Here is a 19,132-nt window from a genome sequence, read left to right on the forward strand (position 1 = left end):
TTTATAGGAGGAGGGTGTATGAAAAAATACATATTTATTTGTATGATTTTTGCTTTTATAAATTCTGCCCAAGCTCAAGACTCATTTTTTGATGATTCCGATTTCAACGATGAGAGTGCAAACTCGGAAACCGGACAAAGTTTATCGTCGAATTTTGAATTTTCAGGCTTTGCCGCTCTTGGAATAAGATTCTATCCTCACCCTGATTTAAAGCGGGCGGAAGCTGTTCCTAATTTCGGCATAAATTTAAAACACTCTTCTTCAAAAACGGAGATTGACTCTCATTTTAAATTCAATATGAGGACTATTTTAGAATATCCTCTTGATTTTATTGATGAGTGTACAATGAGAGCCTATCTTGGAGATTTTGTACTATCAACAGGAAAGATGAAATTGGTTTGGGGAAGGGGTGATATGCTCCATGTTTTGGATGTATTTAATGCTAACGATTTTACGGATTTTACTATTCCTTCTTACATTGACCGAAGAATAGGAGAGCCGATGATTCATCTAGCCTACAACGCTCCTATAGCCTTGCGGCTCGAAGCTGCATGGACACCTCTTATGACCCCCGACCGGGTTTCCTTAAAAGGACCTTGGGTACCTTCTCAAATTGATGAGGCAAAACAAAAACTCTCCAATACCCTTTTTGACGGTACATTGCTAGATTTATTTCCATCACAAAAAATTGAAAATATAATGTATACAACCATAAAGGATACTTTAACTGCCATAACATCTCCTCCGGCTAATATAACGGTAAATTTTCCTGTATTGTCTGATGAGGAAATAGATCAAATTAGTTCACAATTTAATTCTCTTCAAAAACCTGTAATAAAAGCAATATTAAAATCTTTAAGCGGCAAGCCCATTACTATCGATATTTCAGGAACATTAACCGAAGATAAAATAAATGAAATTGCAGAAAAAGAATCAAAAAAATATGCAAAATTTATTATTGAGGAATTTAAAACTTCTCTGCAAAAAGCCGGCACAATAATCCAAAACTTTGATTTGAATCCTTTTATAAAAATCGGAATGAACTCTTTTCTTCCCGATATGAATCAGATAAAATACGGGCAGTACGGCTTACGGCTTTCAGGTTCTTTGGGGCCGACCGATATGGCTTGCCAATATTATTTTGGGCATTATAAAACTCCATCTATCGATGTTTCTGCAATGGTCGAAAAAGCTATGAGCGGCGGGAATATAAGAGATTGTGTTTATTACGATCCTATTCATATTTTTGGTATGGATTTCGGAGCTGCAATTTTTATGTTTAATTTTAGATCGGAAGCTGCATATTATATGAGCTACGATTTTAAGGGTAATAATCCTGCCGTTCATAATAACAGTATTCAGTGGGTTTTAGGTTTTGATGTAGATATTCCGCTCAATAACATAAACCTAAATATTCAAGATATAGGTTCTTATATTTTAGGTTTTAAAAATGTAAAAGAAAATAATAAAAACGGTTTTATAGACATGGATTGGAATAAAGCAGAAAAAGCTTCAAACAATAAGCTGGTTGTAAATATTTCGGACTCATGGCTCCACGAAAATTTAAGCGATTCTATAACAATAATTTGGGGAATAGAACACCATGATGCAGTTATTATGCCCAAAATAAAATATAGGATAAAAGATGAATTTTATGTGGAGGGAACGGGTGCTTATATTTATGCAAAAGATAAAAAAAGCGAATTTGCTTCATGGAAAAATAATCACTTTGTTCAATTAAGCTTTGAATATCATTTTTAATTAAACAAAAAATCTGGCAGAATAAACAAAACCCCTCCGATCCTTAAAGGATTTGAAGGGGTTTTGCAAAATTATTTTATCACAAGATTGCTTAATTTAGCCGAAAAACAGCGGGACTAAGAACGAGGCAAGCAGGATTATAAATGCTCCTCCCAAGCGGGACGATATTTGAGCAAAGGGCATGAGTTCCATGCGCTTTGAAGCCGTAAGAACGGCAACGTCTCCCGTTCCTCCCATATTTGCCATACAAAGACCTGCGGTGATAGCAGCTTCAATCGGATAAAAGCCTACAAGTTTTCCTATGAGTCCTGCACCGATTACAACCAAGAGTACAAGTACAACATAAGAAATGCTGAATGCTCCGATAATATCGCCGAGATTTGTATATGCAATACCTATACCTACCAAGAGGGCTGCTGTAAAGTTTTTTGCAACAAATTTATACCAAAGAGCGCAAGCATTTTCAAAGTTTTTGGGCAAGATATTTACAGCCTTTACAACAGCAACGCTTATAATCATCCAAGCATAGGTGTGAATATTTACACCGATAAGTTTAAATAGGTTAGAGACTATATTTCCCCATGTAAAGAAGGCTGTTGCAATAACGATAGCAACTCCAAACTCCAGCAAGGAAAAATGTCTTTGGAGTTCCTCATCATTAGGAACTTCAAAGGTTCCGCTTGCGAGAAGTTGTCCGTTTCCTGTCCAAGAAGGTTTAATCTTGCCGAGTTTATTAAGTACACCTCCGGCCACTATTGCAAGAGCATTGCCGAGGGCTACAGCCGGTACAAGCTTAGATAAGATTTGCTCTGTGGGAATTTTCAATGCGGATGAAAATACTTGGGAGATCGGAACAGCTCCGGCACCCATACCTCCGCCCATGATTGGAATACCGATATAAGCTATAGCTTCCGTTGCCTTCATTCCAAAAATAGGAGCTCCTAGTGCAACCAAAACCAATGCTGCTGCAACCGAACCTATAATACACGGGAAGTAGCGTATGGCAGCCTTAATTAAAAGCTTTCTGTCCATTCCCAGGATAGAACCTGTGATAAGGGCTGCGATGTAAAAGTCTAAAAAGCCTCCGCTTTTCATAAAGGTTGAAGTATTTTTTAAAATTCCTTCGGGTAAAATATTATAATAAGCAAGGGCACTGGATGCAAAGATAATTACGATCGGCCCTCCTCCAAAGAATGTTTTTACTATAGGAGTGTTATCTCCGATAATGTTTAGTACTTCACCAAGTACCATCATCAAGAGAAGGGCTCCTATCATTCCGCCGGGCAGCTTATTCCACCATATGGCAGCAATTACAACTGCCGAAATAATGCCGAAAAGTGTGAGCGGCATACCCAAAATCTCATACTTTTTCTTTTCGTTTACCATAAAATAAACTCCTTATTTTGACTCTGTTTCAGTGACAACTATATTGGTTAAATCGGTTAGCTTTAATAGTCGAATATTGTTTTTGCTGTCCTGAACCAATAATCCCTTATCGCCTATCGTTATAGGTGTATAGGGCAAAACTTCCACGGCAGATTTAGCTTGAAGTTCAAGTTTATCATTATAGCGCCCGATGAAGTATTTTCCGTTATTATCAATTACTGCATAATAATCGTTTCCGTTTTTGATCAAAACACTTTCACCTGCAATATTTTCTTGACTTTGTTTAACAATTTCAAGGGATTTTGCGTCGATAAGAACCAAAGCTATAACCGCATTACCGGACTTGGTGCCTGCGATGGCCATAAGGTTTTTTCCTACAATGTGCAGGTTTCTTCCTCTGATTGTATTGATTCCGGAAGTTCTAAGCTCTTCTTCCGTTTTAAGGTCTAAAAGAACAAGTTCCGAAAGCATTTTTGAATCGTCTACAACCTTCAAACCATAGCCGGGAATTGATGAGGCTATTGCTGCATCTCCCTCAGCCTTTTTCTCTGCCTTCTTTTCTTCTATGATTTTTTGTGTATCGGAAGCAATGTCTTTTCTGTCTGTTTGAGCTTCTTCAGTCTTTTTTTCAGCCATCTTTTCTTCTTCTTTTACTTCTTTTTTGGCTTCGTCCGCTTTTTTTTGTTTCTCATCGGCGGCGTCCTTAGCCTTTTTAGCTTCTTCGGTCTTCTTTTCGGTTTCTTTTTGAGACTTTTCAGCTTCTTTTTTCTTTTCTTCAGCTACTTTTTTATCTTCAGGTTTACCTGTTGTTGCTGCCTTTTCTTCAGCTTTTTTAGCCTCTTTTTGCTTTTGCTCTGTTTCTTTCTTTTGCTTTTCAGCGGCTTTTTGCTTTGTATCGGCTTCTTTCTTTTGTTTATCAGCTTCTTTTTGTTTTACATTAGCTTCTTTTTTTGCAACCTCTGCACGTTTGGCGGCTTCCTCGCTTTCTCTTTCTTTTAGGTCAACCATTTCCTTGCGTTTTTCAAGGTCTTTACCCTTATCTTCACGCATTTTTTCGACAACCTTTTTATCCGAGATTGAAGTTGTGTCTACAGAGCTTATAGTGCCGGCATATTTTTGATCTGTCAGCGGAATAACTATTTGGGTTTGTCCCGGCCATTCATCGTAACGCAAAGCTAAACCGGCTTTTTCTTTTGTCAAATTCTTTGTAACAACCTGCTTGTACTTTTGGTTAAAAAAGTCCATGTTTTTGCGATAAACGGCATTATAGATTGTAACAAAGTGTGCAAGAGTTGCCGCATCCCTATCGGAATATCCGTAAGCTGCCTTCAAATATCCTGCAATTATAAGCCTTACGTTATTAATATGATCAACACCGGCATTTTTTCCGATAATGAAAATATCCGCATCAAGGCCTTCTTTTACTGCAGGGTCGACACAGTGAATGACTGAATATCTATTCATATCGCCTGCACGGCCTGCTTTTACGGCTCCTGCAAGATTCGATCCTATTCCCCGAATTGTGTCGGCACTATCTACCGCATCATGAGGTCCCGTGTAGTTAATAAATTCTATAGTCTTATTTTTTACAGAATCAATTTCAGGCTTATCAACTTCAATTGCAAATCCTGAAAAAACTACCATAATCAAAAAAAACGAAAAAACTAATAGCCTTCTCATAAGTAAATCCTCCGTTCTTCCTATTTTACTATATTTTTGATTTTTTGTCTTGCATAATTTTGAATAATATTGGAATAAGGGCCCTTAATAATGTAAAAAAGATTTGAAATTGCAGCAGATGCTGTTTCATTTGAGCCGAATCGCATCAAGGCGGTCAAACAATCGCAGACTGCGGCCATAAGGTTAATATCTCCGTATTTTGCCTTTCCCATTACAAAGCGGATGCCTTCGATTGTCCGGTCATCGGGATCATAGGCAAGATGTTCCAAACCTCTTAAAATTCCGGCAAGTACATCAGGGTCGTCTATTTTGTAGATCCCTTCCAATAAAATATCCCTATATTCATAGGAACCGAGTCTTCCCAAAAGCTCTGCAGCCCTTGATCTATCAAAGGAATTAAAGTCTTGTGAAAAATACGAGGCCTTGCGCTTATTTTCCAAGATAGTTTTTAATTGGAAGGCATAGCGAGGCTCTTTTTCGCCTACGGTTCCGTTTTCTATTTCTTTTTGTATAACATCTAAAAGTTCTGCCGTAGTAGCATATTCAACAAAAAACGGAAAGTCATCCTTGCCTTTGTCATCTTTTTGTATTATGGAATAAAAATTTTCAGGAGCATTTCGTTTTGTCCCTTTTCGCAAAAGCTTTGTTTCCACCCTGTAGGCATTTAAAATTTCGTTTGTTATTCCGACCAAAAGTCCGTTTTCGGTTATTATAGGGAAGAAATTGGTTTCAGGTATCTTTTTTTCCCATTTGATGCGTCCTGCGTCTGTAATAAGGCAGCCGAATCCTTTTGCGGTAATGTTGAATTCGTTACCGATTGCGTAGCAATGCACTCCGCTCGAAAAATTACCCGAAGTTTTTTCTTCCCATATAAGTTCATTTGTTTTTAGATCCTTAAAAACAACTTTACCGCTTTCAAACATATAAAGAACTTTTCCGCCCTTATAAAAAACATTTTTACAGATTTCGGGTTCGGTAGTTTGCCAAAGAGCTTCCGAACCCCCGCCTGTTTTATAGTATGAAATTGAGCCGTCCGTACAAGCAAGTATATATCCTTCAGGAGCCTCTCCTATAGCCGAAACGGTCTTTTTGAGTCTGTACTGCTCTACAATCGAACCGAAGATAGAAACACGCAAGAAATCTCCCGATTTTAAAATCAAAACTATATCTTTGGAACCGGTTTCTGCAGGTTGAAATACGGGGGCGGAAACAAGGGGTAATTCCCACTTTAGTTTGCCTCCCGAGGTGAGGCAAATTATGTTATTATCTTGGATTATAAAAATGCGGCCGTCCCGTGCGGTGTGTACGGGAAAAATCGGTTTTTTCTTTAACGGATAAGTCCAAAGGGGCATTCCTTGAGAAGAAAAGGCTTCGATATTTCCCTTTGCGGTAACCATAAAAACTATTCCGGCTTGAGAAACCGATAAAAACTCGCTTGGGAATTCACCCGTATTTCTTCGCCATAAAAAGGTTCCTTGAGAGGTAATGCAGTTTAAGGCCTTATCGTCTCCTGCCGTATAAATATTTCCGTTCCAAAAAACGGGAACCGTTATATTCTTGCCGGCAAAAACCAATGTCCAATGAGCGTCAAGGGTTTGCGCCGTTGCTTTAAAAGAAAAAAAGGAAAAAATAATTAAAAGAAAACCTAAGCCTTTTTTTTTCATAATTTCGCCCGCATTCCGTTAAAATATAAAAGGAAATACCCTCTTAGGTTTTAAGGCTGCAAATTCTTCAGGAAATTCTTCCCTGTATCTTTTATTTATAGTATAGGCCCTTGGAACAAGGTTGGCACAGGTCCAAAATGCAAACAAAAGGCCTACAAAGCTCCATGATAGGAGGGCAAAGCCGAACCATTCCAATATTTCACCGAAATAATTGGCGCTGGATACATATTTGTACATCCGTTTATGCGGAAAATAGTGTGCCGTGTCTCCCGGCTTTCGTAAGGAACGTATATACTTGTCCGAGTCTATGTTTATGGCCATTCCGAGCAAAAAAACAAGAGCTCCGATTATAAATCGGGGGTCATAAAGCCACGAGATAGGGTACATGGTCTTGGGGGAAAGGTAAAAAAGCCATGCACCTATTAAAAAGGCATTTATCGTATTAAATGTAATTCCCATCAAAACGATGAGAATGGGCATCTTACTTTTTCCTTTGAGTAAAAAAGGAAATATAAAAACTCTCTGAGCATAATGCAGCACAAAAAAAAGGCCTATTATAATTCTCACAAAATTTTCAGGTTTAGCCCATACACACATTAGGACAATCATAGTGATAAGTGTAGGAACTTCCATTAAAAACCATGCAATTTTATTGTTAAAAGAAAAGCCCCATTTTTTATTTATCATCTTACCGTATCCGGCCGGAACAAAAAACAGTACTATAAAACAAATTAAGCCGACACCGAATAAAACAAGTTGAGCAATATTAAAAGTAAATATCAGTTGATCCATAGTTATTAAGTATAGAATATCTGTGTATCAGCGTCAAGAGAGGGAGTATTAAGGCCGGGACAAAGAGTCCGAACAAAATACCTGCCGCAATACCGATACCAAGTTTGGGCAAAAGCCCGATATTTTTTCCCCTTTGCACGTTCTAACAGGTTTAAAACGATTTGTCCATAAGCTTTAAAAAGGCTTCAAAATTTTTCATAGTAGACAAATGAGTTTTCACGCTCAATTGACTAAAATCGCTTTTTTATGTACAATAGTAAATTGAGGATATTATGAGTGAAAGACCCGTACAGAGTAAATTGAATAATGCATTAAACATCCTCAAGCAGGGAGATCTAAGAGGTTCCTATGCCGAGCTTGAAAGGTTATTGAGGGATGACTTGGAAAATGCAGAAATCGACTATACTCTAAAGGGCGTGCGGTTTTGGGAGGATAAGCTTGAAAAAGCAAAAAAAGCTTCGACTCCATTAGAAAGGGCAGAGATGATGATTTCTCAGTGGAAGCCTTTTTTAGCTTATATTCACCGTCAGGGAGAAGAAAAAGAATCTATCATATACTCCTTAAAATGTGCCGTTTTTACGATTGCTTTGGAATTTTACGCAGATCTATTTAATGAAGAATCAGAGCTGCCTGATGCAGAGCCTTACCGTAAAATAGGTCTTTGTTATAAGGTTCTCGGAAACTATGAAAGGGCTCTTGATTTTTTAAGGTATGCCGCCGAGATAGACAAGAATTCGGGATCGGTTTTAGCGGATTTGGCCGATTGTTATGCCCTATATGGGGAAATAAAATTTGCAAAAGCTTTTTTTCGGGAAGCCTTTTTTATAGACCCTGAAGGGATTGAGCTTCAATTTCTTGAGTCTGAAATTATTTGCAGGCTTATTAATAGAGTTTATAATCTTGGCTACAGGGTTGAAGATATTGCTGATTGGTTGCCTATTTACGGTGTTATCGACGGCGTTTTTAATGTAAAGCGTGAGCTCAGGGCCTTTGAAGTAGGGCAATTAAAGCAAAATATCTTTTTGATGGAAGGAGAGGTTCAAAATGCCTCTCAAGAACAAAAACATAAGCTTGTTCCGCGTTTAATAAACCATTATTTTTGGCTGATCGACCATTATGTGAGTGTAAATGAAAGCAAGTCAAAAATAGATGACCTGCTTTTGCGGATAAAAGTATTAGATCAAAATATATATAATTGCTATATGAGATAGCAGATTTTCGGAGGATTTATGGCTGATATACAGAAACAACTGATAGAGATGCTCAATGAAGAAAAATGGACCAGAGCAGCTATAGGCAACTACACAACAAAGAATTTTGAAGATCTATACAAATTAGTATCTACAGCAAAAAAAGAAAATGTTGTGGATGAAATCAAACAAATATGTGATGAACATTTAACACATACAAAAAACAGTATAATAGCTCTTTATATTTCAAGTATAATTTCTCTTTCAAATCAGCTTTTGGATGATTCAAATGTTGTAAGCCTAATCGGAATATTTACCGACAACCACAGAACACAAATAGTTGAATATCTTTGTAAAAAGGTTCTCGAATACGGAGAATCCAAATTTGCCCTCCGTACATTGGCTGAATGCTATAAGGCTGCAGGAAGTGAAGACCTTTATGATATTTGGGAACGCTTGGTTAAGGTTGATTATGATGAAGCCGAGGTTGCCAAACTTTTAGCCGAAAAATATGAAAAAGACGGAAACACGGAAAAATCTATAGAATATTATAAAAAAGCCTTGTACCGCTTTATCAACCGCAAGCAAATAAACGGTGTAAAAGAAATATGGTCAAAACTTGTCACCTTAATCCCCGATGAGATTGACTTCTTCTTCCGTATACAGGCTAAGATTACAGGTGTCATGGATAACAGCCGCAATTCCATATTGATGCAGGATGTTTACCAATATTACAGGGGAAATGAAAACTGGAATATTTGTATCGATATTTTAAAGCTTATTCTTTCTTATGATGAAAAAGATAACTGGGCAAGGGAAGAAATTATCGAATGCTTTAAAAATAAGTACAAAGATCACAGCCAGCTTGCAGAATGTATTAAGGTTTCGGACTTGAGTCAGCCTTGGCGCCCCGTATTTGATGCTATTGCCGACTTTGAAAAACATATTTCCTTTGATACGGGTTCCTTTGTCTTCCACCGCACATGGGGTGTAGGCCGCATTGCTTCAATTAAAGATGATGACCTGGTTATAGACTTTGCAAAAAAACGAGGTCACAGTATGAGTCTCAAAATGGGTATTACCGCCCTCCAAACCTTGGACAGGGAACATATCTGGGTATTAAAATCTACGGTCAGCAAGGAAATTCTTACAAAAAAAATAAAGAGTGATCCCGAATGGGCATTGAAGACTATAATAAAGAGTTTTGACAATAACTGCGACATGAAAAGGATTAAGCAGGAACTTGTTCCGTCACTTTTAACGGCAGGTGAATGGACCAGCTGGAATACGAAGGCTAGAAAGGTCTTAAAAGAGAATCCTATGTTCGGTATCAATCCTGATAATATAGACTTTTACAGCGTAAGAGAGCGTCCCATTGCTGCCGAAGAAAAGCTTTCAAACGAATTTAAGGCTCAAAAGAACTTTTTTGCCAGAATTGAACTTCTTAATGCCTATGATGCCTCGGAGGCTTGCGATGACGAATCCGATACCTTCCGCGAAATGCTTGATTATTTTGAAGGCTTCCTAAAAGCCTTCAGCCAGGTAAATGAGCTGGTTATTTGTGCCTATATTCTTGTTAAAGAATTTATTGCAGACAAGCAACAGATCTCGGCCGTAAAGCAATATAATTTTGCAGAGCTTTACAGCCGTATTGAAGATCCGATGGAGGTATATTCTCAAATAAAGGATAAGGTTTCGATAAAGGGTCAAACCCTTCGTCAGAAATTCTTAAAGTACATAAAAAATCTTATTCCCAATTGGGAAAAAGAATATATCAGACTCTTCCCCACGGTTTTATCTTCCGAAATCTTGGATGCTCTGATAGAAGCCGGCTCTACCGATGATGTAAAGAATTTGGTAAAGGATTGTTTTGAAAACTACCGCATATACAGAAGTGCCGTTATTTGGTTCTTTAAAAATATTCAGGAAGAAGAATGGTTTAAGGAACTCGGTATCAGCGTAGAGCAGCAGCTCATAGTGCTTATTCATATTCTTGATATTACATATCGGGAAATTGCATCGAGAAGAAATACAACCGAAAACCGAAAGATCAATCATCAAGTACATACAATCCTATTCGGAAAGGATGAACTTTTACAAAACTTTATAATGGAAAGCGATGTAGATACAATAACCAGGCTTTATACCCTTATCGATGATATAAAAGATCTTGATCCGGTAATTAAGATGAATATTAGAGCTAAAATTGTTGAAAAGCATAAGGACTTTAAATTCTTTGATATTGAAGAAAAGACTGTTACGGTTCACGGCTTGATCGTTACGGCAAAGATGCTCGATCTTAAAAACAAAGAGCTTATCGAAATCAGGGATGTTAAAATTCCGCAAAATGCAAAGGATATCGGTTTTGCTCTTTCGCTCGGAGACTTGCGGGAAAATGCCGAATATAAGGCTGCAAAAGAAGAACAAACCCGCTTAGGAAATGCCTTAACCCGATTACAGGATGAACTTGATAGAGCTCAGATTTTTGATCCTACAACTGCCACAGCAAAGAAGGTTTACTTCGGCAGTAAGGTAAAAATTCTAAACAATTTGACAAATCAAGAAGAAGAGTATACAATTTTAGGACCGTGGGAATCGGATCCCGCAAACGGAATAATTTCTTATATGTCTCCCTTAGGAAACGGATTGTTTAACCATAAAAAAGGAGAAGAGGTTGAATTTGAAGTAAATGACGAAAAAAGGAGCTATAAGATTATAGATATTTCTATCGCGGATTTGAAATAATTTGATTGAGACTTGCAGATCTTGATTTAGATATGCAAGTCTTCTAACTGCACCCCGAAAGGAGGAAAAAAAATGTTTAAAAGAGTTTCTTTGTGTTTGTTTTTGTTTGTTCTATTTATGCCTATTTTTGCTCAAAACAATGTTAAGACAAATGCTGAAATTGTCATCTTAATGGATACGTCAGGAACTATCCTTCCATACTATGAAGACATTAATAATCGTGTTTTGTCTGAAATTAACGATAAATTTGTAAGGAAGGGCGATACGGTTCATGTTTTATCCTTTAATGCAGATGCACGTTATGAAATGTCGCAAAAAATTAACAGCGAAAAGGATATGTCCAGGGTTGTTTCAAGGTTTTTGCTTCTATACCAGTTGGGAAAAAGCTCGGACTTTTTAACGGGACTTCAATATGCCCGCCAATACGGTTCGAATTTACCCGATACAAAAGAAAAAATACTGATTATAATTTCGGATGGAATTTTCAACCCGCCCGAATCAAGTCCTTATAAAAATTATACTGATGATCAGATAAAAAATGAAATAGGGCTTCTCGCAGGAAGTATCAGAAAAAAAGGCTGGAAGGTCTATTATGTTAAACTGCCTTATCCTGCCGATGCCGTGATACGAGGATTGGACGGCAAAGAATTTTATAATCCCGGTGGCGGATATGCCGGAACAGGCAGCGGTAGTTCGGGCTCTCAAGGGGCCGGCGGCTCAACCGGAGGAGGTTCAACTTCAGGAACTTCCGGCTCTACTTCGAGCGGAGGAGGTTATGCCGGCGGAGGTTCAACCTCAGGAACTTCCGGCTCTACTTCGAGCGGGGGCAGCTCAACCGGCGGAAGCACAACTTCAGGAACTTCCGGCTCTACTTCGAGCGGAGGCAGCTCAACCGGCGGAAGCTCAACCTCAGGAACTTCCGGTTCTACTTCAAGCGGCGGAGGCTATGCCGGTGGAAGCACAACCTCAGGAAATTCCGGTACCGATCAGGGCGGCTCAGGTAATACCGGAACAGGACAGGGCAGTCTGACCGATGTTTCAAAGGATTTTAAAGAGGCCTCGGGAGCCGCAGGCAGTGAGCTTCCTAAGGATGAGAATGGAAAATTTACAATTACGGACAATGCGGAAGACCTGCCTCTAATCAATTTCCCTGACGAAGGACTTGAAGCTCATGGTAATAAACTTGCTTTTTCTTTTGAGGTAACAAATAACTCCGATGAAGATGTAGAGCTTTATTTAACTCATATTGTTATTGATAACGGCGTTAATATCAGCAAAATACCTGTTGATTCACAAAATACAAAGATAAAGGCAAGCGAAAAGGATGTGCCGATCAGAGTTTCGGCCCTTCTTCCTGATGAATATAAAGAAGGTAATTATAATATTATCATGAGGCTTGAATTCGCAGAGGGAAAGAGGGTTTTACCTCAGGTTATGGAGACTTCCTTAGCCGTTTTCCCAACAAGCTTCCAACAACTTAAAAATTCTAATGCTCTTTGGTTTATCCTTCTTGGCCTGATCTTGCTTCTTCTCCTTATATTCTTGATTGTCTTCTTTACGAGGAGGAGAGGTTCAAGCTCGTCTTCCAATCAAGTCCGCTATGCGGCTGCAGGCAGTCAGATCAATTATCAGGAAGAGGATAAGAGGTATCCTCATAAACTCTCGGAGGAAGATGACCATGCAAGCCGTTTAAATGGCTTTAATTCTGCTTCATCTAATACGTCAATCTATTCTGAAACCAAAAACTTTGCGGGTGACGGAGGTTCTATTTATTCTGCAGATAATTTAGATCGGGTTGCCTCACAACGACAGGATGATGAAGTTTTACGCCGCCGTGTCTTAGCTGCTTCTTTTGCCGCAAAGGAGCCGAGAGGGACGTATATGTCTCCCGCCAACTTCTTTGAAACAATAGAAATAAAGCGTAATAAATCCGGCATGACAGAAATTTATGTTTTAAATCAAAATAGAAACATAGGAAGGCGTAATATTCATGTTATGAAACCCGGTACGAGCTTGACTTTGGGCGGAGGCAAAACCGATAACTTCCTAATATTCTTAGTTCCTTTCCCTGCACGTTTGGCTCAAGTTAGATATGACGGGCAAGATTATCATCTGGCTATTCTTAAGCCTAAGTACTTCCCATATGAGAAGTCGAATGTTGTAAATAACTGTATCAGTAAAACCGTTACCATTGTGTCGGATAAGGGATATCATGTTTACTTTACCTTTAGAGAGTATGAAAACCCGACTGAAAAATTGAACAGTATCTTGACGTCGATAAAATACGATAAGTAATGTTTTGATTATAAAAAAAGCCGCGATCTTATTTTAAGATTGCGGCTTTTTGTTTAATTACTTTCTATGATTCTTTTAAATTTTAGAAAGGTTTTTATTCGGTTTTTAAAAGTTCTGCTATTTCGCTTCTATTCCATCTTAGGGCAACTTGATAAGGTGTTTCTCCTGCCGTATTTTTTACATCAAGCTTTATACCGGGCAGAGCCAAGAGGTCCTTTAAGGTTTGTACATCTGCAAATTTGGCGGCGTAATGCAGCATTCCTTCTCCAAGTGTATCGGTCTGTTTTAATGAGAACTCGGCTGCTATAGGAGTGAAGTCAGGATGATGCGTAAAAATCTCCGTTATAGCGGAAACTCCCTTATTGTTGACTATAAAAGGATCCGCTCCTACTGCCAAGAGTGTCCGTGTTATTTCTTTTTGACTGTTTTGAATTGCAAGTAAAAGAGCTGTTTCACCGTTTTTATTTCGCTTATTTACGGGATATTTCTTTTTCATAATTCTTTGGAAATAATCAAGGCTTACTCTTTCCTTTACTGCTATGTGGAGAGGTGTGTCTCCATCAGTGTCAGCTAAAAGGCTGTCATTTCCGAGTACCAGATCTACAGTTCTTATATTTTTATTCAGGGCGAGGCTGAAGGGTGTTTTTCCGTAGGCGTCTTTGGCTAAAGGATTGCCTCCTGCATTACGCACAAGAATGATGCTTTCTTCCGAAATTTCTACAGCTTCATGCAGGGCTGTTCTTCCGTACATATCCTGCTGAACGGGAGAGGCTCCATTTTTTAATAAGAGGTCGATAGCTTGGGTTTGATTTGCAAGTACGGCTTCGGATAAGGGGGAGCGGCCTGTTTCATCGGCTGCATTTACGTCAACCTTGGCTTTTAAAAATATATTGATGAATTTTATTTCGCCTTGTTTAGCCGCTTCATGTAAAACCGTCTTTCCTGCAAGATTTTTTGCATTTATAAGCCTTACATATTCTTCCGTGTCCTTACTTAAAATAAAATCGGCGGCTTTATATGCAGACCATCTTACAGCTGCATGTAAAATCGTATTTCCTAAAAAGTCCCTTGCATCCAAATCGGCTTTTTTTGATACGCCTTCACCTAATAAGGCTTTTACGGCCTCAGGGCTGTCGGTTCTGACTGCGTTAAAAAGAGGTGTTTCATTATTTGCATTTCTTGCATTTATATCCGCTCCCTTATCGATTAAATAAGGTATCATCGGTAAAATCTGCCATTCTGCAGCAAGATGAAGGGGAGTGTTCCCCGCTCCGTCTCCGGCACTTATTGTGTGGGAGTTTATCATCCAATCTTCTCTGCCTTCGCGTAAGGTAAGGGCAAATTTTAAGGGACTGTCGCCGTTTAGATTGGCATAGAATATATCTGCATTGTTTGCTATCAATATTTCTCCTGCTTCGCGGTAGTTTTTTTCGGCAGCTATATGAAGGGGCGTGTTTCCCAATTTATTACGGGTATTTATTAAACTCTTTTTTTCTACCAGATAATAAATAATATCGGAGCTTGCCCTGTGGCTGACTGCCAAATGAAGAGGGGTAGACCCGTTGGAATCCCTTTCTGCGCTGTTTTTTTCGGTAACAACATGCTCTACCATGGGCAGGCCTGCGCTTATGGAACGGACAAAGGCGGATTCGCCCGACTTGTCTTCAGCATGGATATCGGCTCCGTGATTTATCAAAAAATCCACTTGCTGTGTTTGATTTCTGTCGATAGCCAAAATAAGAGGAGTTTGTCCCTTTTTATTTCTTTCATTTATGTCGGCCCCGGCTTTTAACAGCTGGTCAAGGATGTCGTCATTCATTCCGATGCGTGCAGCAACATGAAGAGGTGTTTCTCCGTAGTTATCTTTAAGATTAGGATTGGCTCCTGCAGTAATAAGCTCGTTAAATAATTTTGAGCGTGAGGCTTCCGGCATAACCAAATGGAGGGCTGTGTTTCCGGATGAGTTACGGCTGTTTGGATCGGCTCCGGCTTGTAATAGCAATATAGCGGCTTCAGTATTTCCGTTATAAACGGCTTCCTGCATCGCTGTTGAGCTTGAGATATCCTTTACATCTATCGGAACCTTGTTTTTAATTAAGAATTTTAAAAATCCGGTATAGCCCTTTCTTGCAAAAATATGAAGCAGGGTTTCTCCGTCTGCAAAACGCATTGAGTAGTTGCGGGCAAGGCTTGCCGTTTCAAATTCAGCAAAATCCTTTCCCATCGGCTGTATGCCTGCAAGTAAAAGAATGGATGCAATTTCGGCTGAATCTTCAGCATTATTGTGTTTGTAGGCTATGGCAAGCGGGCTTAAGTTTTCTTTATTGTACACGGTTTCAGGGGGGGCAATAGCCAGAATTTGCTTGGTAAACTGTTTATCCATCGCTTTTACTGCAAGATGCAGGACTGTGTCTTGATTTTCATCTTTTTGTTTTATGGTTTGAGCCGTCAAAATTAAATTGGGAACATTATTTTTACAGGCTGTATCGAAAGGCTTTTCGCCCTCATTATCTTTAGCAAATATATTTGCATTGTATTCAACCAGAACCTTAACGGCATCATAAGCCGAATTGTTTAGAGCTGCTGCAAGGGGTGTTGCTCCCGTGTTATTTTTTGCTTCTATATCGGCATCCATGTTTATCAAAAGGCGCACAATTATAGGATCGTTTTTAACGGCGGCAATATGTAAAAGACTATTTCCCTCTTCATCCTTCATGTTTATGGCAGAGCTGTTAAGTCTTTCTTGTAATTCCTCCGATTTTCCTGCCTTTATAAGATCAATTAAAGTTTCTTCTTTCGCAGGAGCGGTTTTACACGACATAAAGTTTGCCGCGATTAAAATTAAAATAAATGCGAGTCTAAATATTTTTTTTGTTGTGAGAATAATATTCTGCATAAGCGTATAGCCTCCCAGCTTTAATATCGGCTTTAGTTAAAAGCCTCTTTAGAAGGGAATTTTTTAGAAAGGCTCCTTTTAAAAGGGGCTTTTTTTGAGGCTATCGGTTGATTTTGTTGTCGACTGCAGCCTTGATAAAATCCCTAAACAGGGGATGGGGCTTGTTGGGCCTTGAGGCAAATTCCGGATGGAATTGTACGGCGACAAACCAAGGATGGCTTTTTAGCTCAACGATTTCCACTAGGTTGCGTTCAGGGTTTAGCCCCGAAAAAATCATATCCGAATTATCGAATTTTTCTCTGTAAAGGTTGTTGAACTCGTATCTGTGGCGGTGCCTTTCTTGGATTTCGTGGGATTTATAGGCCTTTTCTGCGAGAGAGCCTTCTGCTATCATACATCTGTATAGGCCTAGGCGGAGGGTGCCGCCGATTTTTACATCTTTTTGATCGGGCATTAGGTCTATGACGGGATTTTTAGCATTTTTATCGAATTCGGAAGAATTTGCTTCTTCGATGTGCAGGGCGTTTAAGGCATATTCGATGGCCGAAATCTGCATACCTAAGCAGATTCCGAAATACGGAATTTTATTTTCGCGGGCAAATTGGGCCGTTAAAAGCATTCCGTTGATGCCCCTGTCGCCGAAACCTCCCGGCACTATAATTCCGTCTGCATCCTTTAAAAAGGCAGCAGCATCTTCCTTAGTTTCTATTTTTTTGGAGTCAATCCAAAGAAGTTTGATTGAGGTTTTATGGTAAATACCGGCTGCCGTTAGGGCCTCTGCAACGCTGAGATAGGCATCGGGAAGCTCTACATATTTTCCTACAAGGGCGATGGTTATTTCTTTTTCGGGATTGTAGTAGGTTTGAACCATTTTTTTCCATTCTTCCAGATTAGGCTCTTTATTTTCAATATTGAAAAGCTTACATAAAACCTTTCCAAGGCCTGCTTCTTCCAGCATCAGCGGAACTTCGTAAATAGATTTTGCAGTTAAGTTTTCGATTATTGCATCTTGGGGAATGTTCGAAAAAAGGCTTAGCTTTTCTCGAGTCGATTTTGAAAGACGTTTTTCGCTTCGGCAAATTAGAATGTCCGGCTGGATACCGAAACTTAAAAGCTCTTTTACGCTGTGCTGCATCGGCTTTGTTTTGATTTCGCCGCATTCTTTTAGATAGGGTAAAAGGCCTAAGTGAACAAACATGCAGTTTTCTTTTCCGACAGTGTAGCGGATTTGGCGGATAGCTTCGATAAAGGGGAGGGCTTCTATATCTCCCACGGTGCCGCCTATTTCGGAAATAACAAAGTCAGCTTTTGTTTGTTCGGCCGTTCCTAGAATTCGGGACTGGATTTCGTCGGTAACATGAGGAACAACTTGAACTGTGCCGCCGTTATAGCCTCCGGCTCTTTCTCTGTCTAAAATGGCTAGATAGACTTTCCCGGCCGAGGTACTGTTAAATTTATGCAGGGGAACATCGGTAAATCTTTCGTAGTGGCCCAGATCGAGGTCGGTTTCGCCTCCGTCTTCTGTAACAAAGACTTCACCGTGCTGGTAGGGGTTCATAGTACCCGGATCTACGTTTAAATACGGATCGAATTTTTGATTGACTACGGAATATCCGCGGCTTTTTAAAAGCATTCCTATAGAAGCTGCCGTTAGACCCTTGCCTAAAGATGAAACAACTCCGCCCGTTATAAAGATAAACTTAGATTTCATAATTTTCCCCCGACCAAAAAAAAACGGCTGAGCCGCTTTTAGGCTTCCAACCGTGCTTTAGTATAACTTATTTTTGACTTATCCGCAAGTGGGCGGTTTGAATTTTGCTATCCATTATAAATAATTTCTATAATAATTATGAAAGGGGGGAAATTTTTCTTCTTTATAAAAAAATTATTAACGAGGCTTAATTATGGAAAAATTGTTTAAAATCACTCTCCGCAACGACTATGCTTTTAAACGAGTCTTCGGAGTAGAGGAAAACAAAGATGTTCTACAGGACTTGCTGGAATGTATACTGGACATTCCACCTGAAAACATTGCAGATTTGGAACTTCTGGATAAGGAGTTTCATAAGGAGCTTTTAAGTGAAAAGCTCGGTATCTTGGATATCAAGTTAAGGCTAAACGACGGAACTTTTGTCGATATTGAAATTCAAAACAGTTGGCATTTTGATTTTCCTGAAAGGACCTTATATTATTGGTCCAAGATGTATAATGAAAACATAAAACAAGGCCAAGACTATTGTAAAATCTTTAGCCGAATGCTATTATATAATGGTAATACGCTTTAATATATCAAAAGTTAAGAAGGGGTTTCCAAAGGGAGCACCCTTTGGCAGACGGAAAAGATAGGAGGGGTTATAGGGGAGGAAAGAAAACCTGTTCTGTCGGGTTGTCTTTCCTCCCCTAATTGATTGGGAGGTAAGAAAAATGTTAGAACAAGAATCTCCGACGATGAGAAAGGCAAATGAGACTATTACAATAATGGAAATGAATCCTAGAGATAAATGGCTATATGATTCCCGTATGAAATATGAACATGATAGGGCTTCATGTATAAGCGAGGGTTATCGAAAAGGTATTGAACAAGGATTCGCCTACGGTTCTTACCAAACTAAACTTGAAACGGCAAAGAATTTACTCCAGTTGGGACTGTCGATTGAGAATATAGCAGAAGCTACCGGTCTCAGCGAAGAAGAAGTAAAAAGCATTTGAAACCGGATCCATTT

10 protein-coding genes and 1 pseudogene are annotated in these 19,132 nt (G+C 39.1%); 5 read left to right on the forward strand and 6 right to left on the reverse strand.

The annotated features are described in order from the left end of the window. The first annotated feature begins 18 nt into the window (after positions 1–18). Complete coding sequence (locus HYB91_RS00400) at positions 19–1,761, forward strand: hypothetical protein (protein ID WP_002676166.1); 1,743 nt, start codon at positions 19–21, stop codon at positions 1,759–1,761. Positions 1,762–1,857: 96 nt separating this feature from the next. On the opposite strand, the gene HYB91_RS00405 is transcribed toward HYB91_RS00400, so the two are convergent. From HYB91_RS00405 to HYB91_RS00420, 4 genes are read right to left on the reverse strand one after another with little or no spacing between them, the layout of a single operon-like run. Next, positions 1,858–3,147, reverse strand: a complete 1,290-nt coding sequence (locus HYB91_RS00405; RefSeq protein ID WP_253719559.1) for a 2-hydroxycarboxylate transporter family protein — start codon at positions 3,145–3,147, stop codon at positions 1,858–1,860. 12 nt (positions 3,148–3,159) lie between these two features. Then, the gene (locus HYB91_RS00410) at positions 3,160–4,827 is read right to left on the reverse strand and encodes a P83/100 family protein (protein WP_002676160.1); all 1,668 of its coding nucleotides are present in this window, start codon (positions 4,825–4,827) and stop codon (positions 3,160–3,162) included. A 20-nt stretch (positions 4,828–4,847) separates the two neighbouring features. Beyond that, a complete protein-coding gene (locus tag HYB91_RS00415) occupies positions 4,848–6,491 on the reverse strand; it encodes an outer membrane protein assembly factor BamB family protein (protein ID WP_002676159.1) in 1,644 nt (547 codons plus the stop codon). Between the two features lie 18 nt (positions 6,492–6,509). Beyond that, positions 6,510–7,283 (reverse strand): phosphatidylethanolamine N-methyltransferase family domain-containing protein, encoded by a 774-nt coding sequence (locus tag HYB91_RS00420; protein ID WP_002676158.1) that lies wholly within the window; start codon positions 7,281–7,283, stop codon positions 6,510–6,512. A 272-nt stretch (positions 7,284–7,555) separates the two neighbouring features. On the opposite strand from HYB91_RS00420, the gene HYB91_RS00425 reads away from it, so the two are divergent. The 3 genes from HYB91_RS00425 to HYB91_RS00435 all read left to right on the forward strand — a co-directional run bounded on the left by HYB91_RS00425 (position 7,556) and on the right by HYB91_RS00435 (position 13,513). Next, positions 7,556–8,494, forward strand: a complete 939-nt coding sequence (locus tag HYB91_RS00425; RefSeq protein WP_002667094.1) for a tetratricopeptide repeat protein — start codon at positions 7,556–7,558, stop codon at positions 8,492–8,494. Positions 8,495–8,512: 18 nt separating this feature from the next. Next, positions 8,513–11,218, forward strand: coding sequence for a transcription elongation factor GreA (gene greA / locus HYB91_RS00430; protein WP_002673498.1), 2,706 nt, complete (start codon positions 8,513–8,515; stop codon positions 11,216–11,218). Positions 11,219–11,290: 72 nt separating this feature from the next. Beyond that, positions 11,291–13,513: a vWA domain-containing protein gene (locus tag HYB91_RS00435; protein WP_002694647.1), complete on the forward strand. Its 2,223-nt coding sequence runs from the start codon at positions 11,291–11,293 to the stop codon at positions 13,511–13,513. A gap of 94 nt (positions 13,514–13,607) precedes the next feature. Here the strand turns inward: HYB91_RS00435 and HYB91_RS00440 are convergent, their stop codons facing one another. Both HYB91_RS00440 and HYB91_RS00445 read right to left on the reverse strand, forming a co-directional pair. Beyond that, positions 13,608–16,409, reverse strand: coding sequence for an ankyrin repeat domain-containing protein (locus HYB91_RS00440; protein ID WP_253719560.1), 2,802 nt, complete (start codon positions 16,407–16,409; stop codon positions 13,608–13,610). A gap of 100 nt (positions 16,410–16,509) precedes the next feature. Continuing rightward, complete coding sequence (locus tag HYB91_RS00445) at positions 16,510–18,120, reverse strand: CTP synthase (RefSeq protein WP_002676149.1); 1,611 nt, start codon at positions 18,118–18,120, stop codon at positions 16,510–16,512. Between the two features lie 193 nt (positions 18,121–18,313). On the opposite strand from HYB91_RS00445, the pseudogene HYB91_RS12980 reads away from it, so the two are divergent. Continuing rightward, positions 18,314–19,118: pseudogene (locus HYB91_RS12980) on the forward strand (Rpn family recombination-promoting nuclease/putative transposase). Positions 19,119–19,132 lie beyond the last annotated feature (14 nt).

Source organism: Treponema sp. B152 (assembly GCF_024181665.1).
GTDB classification, from domain to species: domain Bacteria; phylum Spirochaetota; class Spirochaetia; order Treponematales; family Treponemataceae; genus Treponema_B; species Treponema_B denticola.

Excerpts from the sequence above, each read along its gene's own strand:
- HYB91_RS00400 (WP_002676166.1), top strand. The coding sequence starts at position 19 with ATGAAAAAATACATATTTATTTGTATGATTTTTGCTTTTATAAATTCT.
- HYB91_RS00405 (WP_253719559.1), bottom strand. The coding sequence starts at position 3,147 with ATGGTAAACGAAAAGAAAAAGTATGAGATTTTGGGTATGCCGCTCACA.
- HYB91_RS00410 (WP_002676160.1), bottom strand. The coding sequence starts at position 4,827 with ATGAGAAGGCTATTAGTTTTTTCGTTTTTTTTGATTATGGTAGTTTTT.
- HYB91_RS00415 (WP_002676159.1), bottom strand. The coding sequence starts at position 6,491 with ATGAAAAAAAAAGGCTTAGGTTTTCTTTTAATTATTTTTTCCTTTTTT.
- HYB91_RS00420 (WP_002676158.1), bottom strand. The coding sequence starts at position 7,283 with ATGGATCAACTGATATTTACTTTTAATATTGCTCAACTTGTTTTATTC.
- HYB91_RS00425 (WP_002667094.1), top strand. The coding sequence starts at position 7,556 with ATGAGTGAAAGACCCGTACAGAGTAAATTGAATAATGCATTAAACATC.
- greA (WP_002673498.1), top strand. The coding sequence starts at position 8,513 with ATGGCTGATATACAGAAACAACTGATAGAGATGCTCAATGAAGAAAAA.
- HYB91_RS00435 (WP_002694647.1), top strand. The coding sequence starts at position 11,291 with ATGTTTAAAAGAGTTTCTTTGTGTTTGTTTTTGTTTGTTCTATTTATG.
- HYB91_RS00440 (WP_253719560.1), bottom strand. The coding sequence starts at position 16,409 with ATGCAGAATATTATTCTCACAACAAAAAAAATATTTAGACTCGCATTT.
- HYB91_RS00445 (WP_002676149.1), bottom strand. The coding sequence starts at position 18,120 with ATGAAATCTAAGTTTATCTTTATAACGGGCGGAGTTGTTTCATCTTTA.